The sequence below is a fragment of the Natranaerovirga pectinivora genome (genome assembly GCF_004342165.1).
In the GTDB taxonomy this organism is placed as follows: Bacteria; Bacillota; Clostridia; order Lachnospirales; family DSM-24629; genus Natranaerovirga; species Natranaerovirga pectinivora.
Window position 1 is genome coordinate 501550 of sequence record NZ_SMAL01000002.1, and the last position, 9463, is coordinate 511012.

General features: G+C 31.1%; 13 protein-coding genes. All 13 read left to right on the forward strand.

The window, feature by feature from the left end; genetic code table 11:
* Window positions 1-8: 8 nt before the first annotated feature.
* The 13 genes from EDC18_RS04770 to EDC18_RS04830 all read left to right on the forward strand — a co-directional run bounded on the left by EDC18_RS04770 (window position 9) and on the right by EDC18_RS04830 (window position 9343).
* Complete coding sequence (locus EDC18_RS04770) at window positions 9-1229, forward strand: flagellar hook-length control protein FliK (protein WP_132250813.1); 1221 nt, start codon at window positions 9-11, stop codon at window positions 1227-1229.
* 12 nt (window positions 1230-1241) lie between these two features.
* Entirely contained in the window at window positions 1242-1922 is a 681-nt protein-coding gene (locus tag EDC18_RS04775; RefSeq protein ID WP_132250815.1) for a flagellar hook assembly protein FlgD, read from the forward strand.
* A gap of 26 nt (window positions 1923-1948) precedes the next feature.
* The gene (locus EDC18_RS04780; RefSeq protein ID WP_132250817.1) at window positions 1949-2332 is read left to right on the forward strand and encodes a TIGR02530 family flagellar biosynthesis protein; all 384 of its coding nucleotides are present in this window, start codon (window positions 1949-1951) and stop codon (window positions 2330-2332) included.
* A 75-nt stretch (window positions 2333-2407) separates the two neighbouring features.
* Window positions 2408-3709 (forward strand): flagellar hook protein FlgE, encoded by a 1302-nt coding sequence (locus tag EDC18_RS04785; RefSeq protein WP_132250819.1) that lies wholly within the window; start codon window positions 2408-2410, stop codon window positions 3707-3709.
* A 54-nt stretch (window positions 3710-3763) separates the two neighbouring features.
* On the forward strand, window positions 3764-3964 hold the full coding sequence (locus EDC18_RS04790; RefSeq protein WP_132250821.1) for a flagellar FlbD family protein: 201 nt from the start codon (window positions 3764-3766) through the stop codon (window positions 3962-3964).
* Window positions 3965-4010: 46 nt separating this feature from the next.
* The gene (locus EDC18_RS04795) at window positions 4011-4814 is read left to right on the forward strand and encodes a flagellar motor protein (protein WP_132250823.1); all 804 of its coding nucleotides are present in this window, start codon (window positions 4011-4013) and stop codon (window positions 4812-4814) included.
* Window positions 4814-5578: an OmpA family protein gene (locus tag EDC18_RS04800; protein WP_132250825.1), complete on the forward strand. Its 765-nt coding sequence runs from the start codon at window positions 4814-4816 to the stop codon at window positions 5576-5578. Before EDC18_RS04795 ends, EDC18_RS04800 begins: the two co-directional genes overlap by 1 nt.
* 22 nt (window positions 5579-5600) lie before the next feature.
* Window positions 5601-6116, forward strand: coding sequence for a flagellar basal body-associated FliL family protein (locus EDC18_RS04805; protein ID WP_132250827.1), 516 nt, complete (start codon window positions 5601-5603; stop codon window positions 6114-6116).
* A 31-nt stretch (window positions 6117-6147) separates the two neighbouring features.
* A complete protein-coding gene (gene fliM / locus EDC18_RS04810) occupies window positions 6148-7131 on the forward strand; it encodes a flagellar motor switch protein FliM (protein WP_132250829.1) in 984 nt (327 codons plus the stop codon).
* Between the two features lie 2 nt (window positions 7132-7133).
* Window positions 7134-8288 (forward strand): flagellar motor switch phosphatase FliY, encoded by a 1155-nt coding sequence (fliY, locus tag EDC18_RS04815; protein WP_132250831.1) that lies wholly within the window; start codon window positions 7134-7136, stop codon window positions 8286-8288.
* A 26-nt stretch (window positions 8289-8314) separates the two neighbouring features.
* Window positions 8315-8680 carry a response regulator gene (locus EDC18_RS04820; protein WP_132250833.1) on the forward strand — a complete coding sequence of 122 codons (366 nt, stop codon included), beginning with the start codon at window positions 8315-8317 and terminating at the stop codon, window positions 8678-8680.
* 10 nt (window positions 8681-8690) lie between these two features.
* The gene (locus EDC18_RS04825; protein WP_132250835.1) at window positions 8691-9062 is read left to right on the forward strand and encodes a flagellar biosynthetic protein FliO; all 372 of its coding nucleotides are present in this window, start codon (window positions 8691-8693) and stop codon (window positions 9060-9062) included.
* 17 nt (window positions 9063-9079) lie between these two features.
* Window positions 9080-9343 carry a hypothetical protein gene (locus EDC18_RS04830; RefSeq protein ID WP_132250837.1) on the forward strand — a complete coding sequence of 88 codons (264 nt, stop codon included), beginning with the start codon at window positions 9080-9082 and terminating at the stop codon, window positions 9341-9343.
* The last annotated feature ends 120 nt before the right edge of the window (window positions 9344-9463 follow it).

The window sequence follows — 9463 nt, forward strand, 5'->3', positions numbered from 1 at the left end:
GATAGAGAATGGAAGGATTTAGTATTATAAGTACCAAGGTCATGTCTCAAGAAACTATGAATTTAAAATCACCTGTTAAAGCATTAGGAGATAACTTTAGTAAGATTATGGACCAATATACTAAAAAAAGTAATAAGGTAGAAGAAGCTTCTAATAATTCAGTGGATAATAATTTTGCAGAAAAGAAGTATCAATTAAGTGGTAAAGAAATTAAGCCGGTAGAAGATACTGAAAGCCTAGAAAAAGAAGAAGAATCAATTGAATTGAAATTAATAAGAATTATTACAGAGCAATTAGGAATTACCCCGGAAATATTAATGGACTATCTTAGTTCAATGAACTTGGAATTAAAAGATTTATTTACAGTTGATAAACTTCAAGATTTAACTGTTGAAATACTAGAAGTTTCTAATATCCTTGAGATACTATCAGACAAAGAGTTGTCACAAGATATAAAATTAATGTTCCAAGAAGTAAGAGATTTAAATCATATGGTAAATGACAAAGAAATTGAACATTTGAATACTAATATTGAAAAACTACCACAGGAAACTTCAAAAGAAAATTATAATTTTACAAATAACTTTAAAGATGAAGAAAGCGAAAAAGCCCATTCAGGATCTACAGAAAAAACAAATATTACTATTGAAGTAACGGAAAAAGACACGATACATAAGGAAGTAAATTCTGAAGTAACAAGTTCTTTTATGGAAAAATTTGAGCAAAAGCTAGAAACTTTTTTACAGCCACATATTGAGACTTTAGATGCTGATACAGCTTTAGATTACGAACAAATTATAAAACAAATAGCAGAACAAATTAAAGTACAAATAAAACCTGAAATAACAAAAATGGAGTTTCAACTTAACCCAGAACATTTAGGGAAAATTAACTTCTCCCTAATATCAAACCAAGGTTCTATTTCAGCAAGATTTGTAGCTCAAAATCAATTTGTTAAAGAAGCTATTGAAAGTCAAGTGGTTCACTTAAAAGAATCATTAGACCAACAAGGCATAAAGGTAGATAAGATAGAAGTTGTGTTATCTAACGAACCCTTTAATCAAGATAAAGAAAAAGATTCAACACAGGACAATCAAAAAGGATCTACTAAGAAAAATCTAAAGATTCAAAGAATCAATGAATTAATGGAAGAAGATCTATCAGAAGAAGTGGCAATAGAAGAAAAAAATATATTAGAAGAAGAATCAGTCATTAATTATACAGTTTAAGGAGGTTTAAAAATGAGTTCAGTAAATGATGTACAGAAAATGTTAATGCAATCATATAATCCTCAACAGACAAAAAATAGCAATAATGATTTAGGAAAAGATGCTTTTCTTCAATTATTAGTCACTCAAATGAGATATCAAGATCCACTAAATCCAACAAGTGATACTGACTTTTTAGCTCAAATGGCTCAGTTTTCAGCACTGGAACAAATGCAAAACATTAATACAACGATGATGGCACAACAAGGATATGCTTTAATTGGAAAAGATGTTATTGCAATAACAGTAAACCCTTTTACCAATGAAGTAACTGAAGTTGAAGGCATAGTAGAAGCTGTAAATGTTGTTAATGGAAAAGTTCAACTACAAGTAAATGATGTAACAGTATCATTAGACGAAGTTAAGTTGGTATACAATGAAGGTGATATAGTTAATCAAATGGCAAAGCTTTCAACTTTAGATGCCATTAAAGCACTTAATCAAAACATACTGACACAACAAAAGCTTTCTCTAATAGGCAAACATGTTTTAGTTAAAACAGTAGACCCAGATACTCAAGAAACTGTAGTAACAGAAGGAAAAGTAGAATCTGTTAAAGTATCCAACGGAAAAACATACTTACAAGTTAATAACAAACTTCTTAATTTAGAAGATGTTGAGAGTGTTTCTGAGAATGAAGCAAGTAGTATATAAATAAAGTTTTTTTTAGGAGGGATTTTATGAAAATACAAAAACACCATTTTCCTCCAATACAGGTTGAAAGAAACAGGGAACAAGATAAGGTTGATATCTTAAAAGGTAAGAAATCTTTTGAGTCAGTTTTACAAGAACAAATCATTACAAAGCAAGAAGGTATAAAATTCTCTAAACATGCCAATGAAAGGTTGTTAAAGAGAAATATAGAACTTACTCAAAATCAGATGGAACGCCTTGAGGATGGTGTACTAAAAGCCAAGACTAAAGGAATTAAAGAGTCATTGGTATTAATGGATAATATTGCCTTTGTAATTAATATACCAAACCAAACGGTAATTACAGCAATGGAACAAGAATCAACAGAAGAACAGATATTTAGTAATATAGATGGTGCTGTGATACTATAGCTGGACCAAGATGGAAGCTATTAACCTCTGAATGAAAGAAGAGGTTACACAGTAATTAAAGGAGGTCAATGCATTATGATGCGTTCAATGTATTCGGGAATTTCTGGATTAAGAGTTCACCAAACAAAAATGGATGTTATTGGTAATAATATTGCAAATGTTAACACAGCGGGCTTTAAAGCGGGAAGAGTTACTTTTAGTGAGGTTTTTAATCAAACGCTTCAAGGTGCAAGTGGTGCTAATGAAGCAACTGGTCGTGGTGGTACAAACCCAATGCAAGTTGGCCTAGGGGTTAATATTGCATCAATAGATACATTAATGACAGAAGGAGCAGCTCAAAGAACAGATAATCCTTTAGATTTAAAAGTAGAAGGAGAAGGTTTTTTTGTTGTTGATGATGGATCCGGTTATAAATTTACAAGAGCGGGTGCGTTTAGAATTGATTCAAGTGGTAATATTGTAAGTCCTGAAGGACAAAAGTTAATGGGCTGGGGTGTTAATAATAATACAGGTGAAATAGAAAAAGGTGTTGTAGAATCTTTATCTATATTATCACCAGCAAATTTGTACTCTGAGCCGGAAAAAACTACAAATGTATATTTAGAAGGTAATATTGATCGAAATGATACTCAGTTAGACCCATTAAATGGAGGCGTACCTTTTACTATCAGTTTTTACGATAGCTTAGGGTACAGATATACTGCAGAGTTAAAGTTAACTAGTACAGCAGGCGATACTGACTTTGCAATAACCGTTGGTGCAGTAAAAGATTCTAAAGGGGAAACGAAAGCTGTTGGAACTGACTCAGTTACTGTTTCTTTTAATCCTGCAACAGGAAAAGTTAATTTAACAGGGGATACACAATTAAACATTACAGGCTTAAATGGTGCTACGGATTTTTCGGAGATGGCAGAACCTTTAACTGTTGATTTAAGTCAATTAACATTGTTTTCAGGCAAAACTTCTATACAATCTGTTAGAGGAGATACAAGTGGTTTTGGTGCAGGTAGAGAAGCAGGTACAATGTCTGGTTTTAGTATTGGACCTGATGGAAAAATACAAGGTAGATATACAAATGGAGAAAATAAATTATTAGGACAAGTTGTTATAGCTCAATTTAGAAATCCAGCGGGACTTCAAAAAGTTGGAAACAATCTATTCCAAGTAACAACTAACTCTGGTGATTTTGATGGTATTGGTATGGATCCAACAGCAACAGGAGGCGCCTTAAATGCAGGTGTTCTTGAAATGTCAAATGTTGACTTATCAAGAGAGTTTACAGAAATGATTACAACTCAAAGAGGTTTTCAAGCGAATTCTAGAATCATTACTTCGTCAGATGAAATGTTACAAGAATTGGTTAACTTAAAAAGATAATAGATAACGAAGGATGAAAGTCTTTCATCCTTCGTTTTTAAAAAGGTGTTTATTATGATAGAAGTAACAAAAATTAATAATATAAAAATATCAATTAATCCTGATTTAATAGAATATATTGAAGATACACCAGATACAATTATTACGCTTACAACAGGTAAAAAAATAATTGTTAAAGAACAAAGAGAAGAAATAATGACGCTTTTTGTAAATTATAAGAGAAAATGTAATAGCATTGCTCTAATACAACAATAGGACTAAAATACATAAAGAATAATAAATACGATAGTGAGGTGGGGACATGGATATAGCATCAATAATAGGTTTAATAGCTGGTGTCTTTTTTGTTTTGGCATCCATACTTTTGGAAGGTGATATATGGTCTTTTGCAAATGCACCATCAGTAATGATTACCATCGGTGGTACTTTTTCAGCAGTTTTAATATCATATCCTTTAAAAAAGTTTTTAAACTCATTTAAAGCTATTGTACATATCTTTAAGGATACAGATCTAAATGAAGGTACAGTGATAAAGAGAATAATAGATTTGTCAAATGTAGCTAGAAAAGAAGGGTTATTGGCATTAGAAGAAGCCTCAGAGGAGATTAATGATGACTTCCTAAAAAAAGGCGTACTTCTTATTGTAGATGGTACAGACCCAGAATTGGTAAGAAACATTCTAGAAACAGAAATGGCATTTATTGAAAATAGACATAAAGATGTTCAAGGTTTTTGGGAAAATATTGGAGCCTATGGTCCTGCATGGGGTATGATTGGTACATTAATTGGATTAATCAATATGTTAAAATCCTTAGATGATCCATCAACAATTGGTCCAAGTATGTCAGTTGCATTATTAACAACTTTATATGGGTCATTATTAGCCAATTTTATTGCAATTCCAATATCAAACAAATTAAAAGTGAGAAGTGCCGAAGAAGTATTACTTAAGGAAGTAATGATAGAAGGATTATTGTCCATTCAAGCAGGTGAAAATCCTCGTGTAATTGAAGAAAAATTAAAAGCCTTCTTATCACCAACATTAAGAAATGATTTATCAAAAAATGATGGTGAAGAAGAGGAAGATAAAGAAGGTGTTGCTTAATGGCAAGAAGATCTAAAAATGAACCTTCAAAAGCTGGTTCACCAGCATGGATGAGTACATATGGCGATATGGTTACTTTGTTACTATGTTTCTTTGTCTTATTGTTTGCGATGTCTACAATTGATATTACTAAATTCAAAGCAATAATCAATTCATTTGACAATAATATTGATCTAATGCCAGGAGGACAAGCAATAGAAGTTGGTGAATTAATAACAAGTGGTATATCACAATTAGATATACTAGGGTTTTACTTAGAGCAAAGTGATGGTGAAGATTTTCAAGATTTTGATAATAGGCTAGAAAATGCTAGAGAGATTGCTAATGATATTGGTGAATATCTAGATGAACAGAATATTTCAGATCGAGTAGAAATTACATATTCAGCTCAATATATACAATTATCATTAGAAGGGGCTATTCTTTTTGACAGTGGAAAAGCTGAACTTAAGCCTGATGGTGCAGAGTTAATAGATATTATTGGTAATGTACTAAAAAGATATGAAGATAACGAAATAGCCATAGAAGGTCATACGGATAATGTCCCTATGAATACGATCCAATTCCCTAGTAATTGGCATCTATCTTCTGCAAGAGCCATTACAGTTGCAAATTTCTTAATGACTCATAAAGAGTTTAGTCCTGAAAAATTATTTGCTGTTGGGTACGGTGAATACAGGCCAATAGATGATAATAGCACTGTTCAAGGAAGAGCAAAAAATCGTAGAGTAGAAATAAAAATAATAAATAAATTACAAAAGTAAAAGCAAGTAAGGAGAGGCGTACATGGAAAAAGGTAAAATATTATTACCAATAGGGATAGCATTGCTAGTAGTCAATTTAATTCTTACAACATTACTTATTATACTTGCATTGCCACCATTAACAAGAGTTAATAAAATTGTTACAACGATGGAACAAGTATTGGATTTAGAGTTAATTAATGAAGATACAGTTGGAAATATTCCCATTGAAGATTTAGAAATTATTATGATAGATGATCAAATATCTGTAAATGCTAGGTCTATAACAACTAATAAAAATCACGTTTTAAGATTTAGTGTAGGATTTACTATCAATAAAAAAGACAAAGATTCAAAAAGAATAATGACCTTAATGGCTGAACAAGAACAATATATTATTGCGCAGATTCGTTCAGCAGCAAGTTTTAAAACATATGAAGAAGTAATAACAAATGTAGGAACAAAAGAATTAGGTAAAGATATAGCCAATCATTTAAATGAAGTGTTAAATACGAATGTAATTGTGGAGACTATATTTAGAGAGTATATCTATAATTAATAAATGCAATTCTAAATGGAGGTGAGATATAGTGGGCGAGGTATTGTCACAAAATGAGATAGACAATCTTTTGAATGCATTAAGTTCTGGGGAATTGGATGTAGAAGAATACAAACAAAATGCTATAGAAAAGAAAGTTAAGGACTATGATTTTGCAAGACCTTCTAAATTTTCTAAAGAGCACCTAAGAACATTAGAGATAATATTTGAACATTATTCACGATTAATAGCGACAGCATTACCGGGATATCTGAGAACATCTGTTCAAGCTGAAGTCATAAATGCAGAAGCTATCAGTTATTCTGAATTTTCAAATGCCTTATCAAACCCAGTATTATTAGGTATTGTTAATTTTTCACCTTTAAAAGGGAATATTGTAATGGATTTCTCAGTAAATATAGGGTATGCCATTATAGATAGAATGCTAGGCGGCAAAGGAAAACCATTAGAAAAGCAAAGAGACTTTTCTGAAATAGAAAGAATTTTACTTGAAAAAATCTTTACAGTTTGTATAAATGAATTAAGGGATCCTTGGAAAAGTGTAGTAGATTTAGAGCCACATTTAGAAAAATTAGAGACTAATTCTCAGTTCGCTCAAATTATATCCCCTAATGAAATGATCGCTTTGGTTACCTTAAGTATAAAAATTGGTAAAATAGAAGGATTATTAAACATTTGCTTACCTTATATTTGTATTGAACCAATAATGGATAAATTAAATACCAAGTTTTGGTTTTCTACAATGCAACAAAAGGATAATGAAGACTATAAAGACGCAATTGAGACTATTATATCTAAAGCAAAAATACCAATTAGAATAAATCTTGGTAATAGTAAAATTTCAGTAAATGACTTTGTTAATTTACAAAAAGGTGATATAATAAAACTTGATACAAAAATCGACAATAACATTGATGTCTTTGTTGGTAAAATAAAAAAGTTTACTGCCAAACCAGGTATGTTTAAAGATATAAATGCGATACAAATTACTTCTGTAATTCGAGAGGAGGATTAATAATGGATGGAATGTTATCTCAAGAAGAAATAAATGCTTTATTAAATGGGATGAATGATTCTGAGGAGGATGATAAATCAAATAATAACGATTTGATTTCTGAGTCAGAAAAGGATGCTTTAGGTGAAATATCAAATATAAGTATGGGGACTGCAGCAACTACATTATTTACATTAGTCAATCAAAAGGTGACAATTACAACACCAAAGATAACTTTTTGTGGTTGGGATGAGTTAGTAGAGAAGTACGATAAACCTTGTGTATTTATTCAGATAAATTATAAAGAAGGATTAGATGGTAATAACCTATTAATAATTAAAGAAAGAGATGCAAAAATTATTACCGATTTAATGATGGGTGGAGATGGTACTAACCTAGCTGATGAGTTTACAGAATTGCATATTAGTGCTATCAGTGAAGCGATGAATCAAATGATAGGTTCAGCGGCAACGTCCATGTCTTCAATGTTAGATAAAAAAATTGATATTAACCCACCAGTAACAAACTTAATAGATTTAAACGATTCTATAGATATAGATCAAATTGCAGAGTTTTTGTCTGATACTTTTGTAAAAGTCTCTTTTAGTATGAAAATCGGGGATTTAGTGGATAGTGAAATGATGCAATTATATCCTGTGGCCTTTGCTAAGGATCTATACAATAGTTTTATAAATGCCAAAGAGAATGATGAAGTAAAAGTTACAAAAAATACAGTTGAAGAAAAACCACAAATAGCAAGTTACGAACAACCAACTCCTTCAACATATGAGGCGCCTATTAATAACCAGCCTATGGGGCAGCCAAGCCATAATCCTAATATGTATCAAATGAATAATAATTATCAACAACCACATAGAGAAATAAATGTGCAACCAGCCCAATTCCAAAACTTTAATATGGCTGAGGTAATGCAACAAAAAGAAAATATTGATTTAATTATGGACGTGGCGTTAGAAGTTACTGTAGAGCTAGGTAAAACCCATAAATCAATTAAAGAAATATTAGAATTTGCACCTGGAACAATTTTAGAACTTGATAAAATAGCAGGGGAACCTATAGATGTCTTAGTTAATGGAAAGCTTGTTGCAAAAGGTGAAGTAGTTGTTATTGATGAAAACTTTGGAATAAGAGTTACAGATATTATTAAACATAAATAAATAGGAATTATTAAGGAGAGAGAGATATGGCAGATAAAAATATTTTAATAGTGGATGATGCAGCTTTTATGAGGATGATGATTAAAGATATTTTAACAAAAAATGGTTACGATGTTGTTGGTGAAGCTGAAAATGGACTGAAAGCTGTTGAAAAATTCACAGAATTAAAACCTGATTTAGTAATTATGGATATTACTATGCCAGAGATGGATGGGATTCAAGCGGTTAAAAAAATAAAAGAACTAGATGGTAATGCAAAAGTTATTATGTGTTCAGCTATGGGGCAACAAGCAATGGTAATTGAATCCATACAATCAGGGGCTAAGGATTTTATCGTAAAACCATTCCAAGCAGATAGGGTATTAGAAGCAGTAAAAAAAGCAATCAGTTAGGATGTAAAATATGAAAACAATATTAACAGTTGGTATGGAAAATTTTTGGTACTTGATACTTTTGCTAATATTATTTATCATGATTCTTGGTGGTGCTTATTTTACGACAAAATTCTTAAGTAAAATACAATATCAACAAAATAAACACAAAAACATGCAAATCATTGAAGGTCTAAGGCTGGGAAATAATAAAGCAATTTATTTGATTAAAATAGGTGAACGTTATTTTGCAGTTAGTACAGCTAAAGAACAAGTCAGTTTAATTGCTGAATTTAATGATGGAGAAATTAAGAATTATAAAGAATTAATGAATGAAAAATCTGTAAATATAAGTTTCAAAGAGAGTTTAGAAAAAGTAATAAAAAGTGGAAAAAAGAAATAGGGTTGAGGTAGGTAAAAATGACGTACAGAAGACTAATAAATATGGTAGCTTCCTTAAAGGGTAAGTTCTTTTGGTTTGCTGTTTTAGGTGCTTTTTTTTGGTTTAATTTCAGTAATTTGGTATATGCAACTGAAGACATTCCCATACCCTATATGCTAGACTTTGGGGTAAGGCCTGCTGCAGATGGACAAGAAGTAGTAAGTAGTTTACAAATGTTATTTAGGCTCTTTGTCAATAGTTGGGGGGGATTGGTTTCAATTCCCCTCCATTCTTGGCTTTAGAGCTATTTTTGTATTCTATAATATAAGGCTCTTTGTCAATAGTTGGGGGGGATTGGTTTCAATTCCCCTCCATTCTTGGCTTTAGAGCTATTTTTGTATTCTATAATATAATACGCATTT

Coding starts and splice junctions, on each gene's coding strand:
- EDC18_RS04770 (WP_132250813.1), top strand. CDS start 9: ATGGAAGGATTTAGTATTATAAGTACCAAGGTCATGTCTCAAGAAACT.
- EDC18_RS04800 (WP_132250825.1), top strand. CDS start 4,814: ATGGCAAGAAGATCTAAAAATGAACCTTCAAAAGCTGGTTCACCAGCA.
- EDC18_RS04830 (WP_132250837.1), top strand. CDS start 9,080: ATGACGTACAGAAGACTAATAAATATGGTAGCTTCCTTAAAGGGTAAG.
- EDC18_RS04780 (WP_132250817.1), top strand. CDS start 1,949: ATGAAAATACAAAAACACCATTTTCCTCCAATACAGGTTGAAAGAAAC.
- fliY (WP_132250831.1), top strand. CDS start 7,134: ATGGATGGAATGTTATCTCAAGAAGAAATAAATGCTTTATTAAATGGG.
- EDC18_RS04795 (WP_132250823.1), top strand. CDS start 4,011: ATGGATATAGCATCAATAATAGGTTTAATAGCTGGTGTCTTTTTTGTT.
- EDC18_RS04785 (WP_132250819.1), top strand. CDS start 2,408: ATGATGCGTTCAATGTATTCGGGAATTTCTGGATTAAGAGTTCACCAA.
- EDC18_RS04775 (WP_132250815.1), top strand. CDS start 1,242: ATGAGTTCAGTAAATGATGTACAGAAAATGTTAATGCAATCATATAAT.
- EDC18_RS04825 (WP_132250835.1), top strand. CDS start 8,691: ATGAAAACAATATTAACAGTTGGTATGGAAAATTTTTGGTACTTGATA.
- EDC18_RS04790 (WP_132250821.1), top strand. CDS start 3,764: ATGATAGAAGTAACAAAAATTAATAATATAAAAATATCAATTAATCCT.
- EDC18_RS04820 (WP_132250833.1), top strand. CDS start 8,315: ATGGCAGATAAAAATATTTTAATAGTGGATGATGCAGCTTTTATGAGG.
- EDC18_RS04805 (WP_132250827.1), top strand. CDS start 5,601: ATGGAAAAAGGTAAAATATTATTACCAATAGGGATAGCATTGCTAGTA.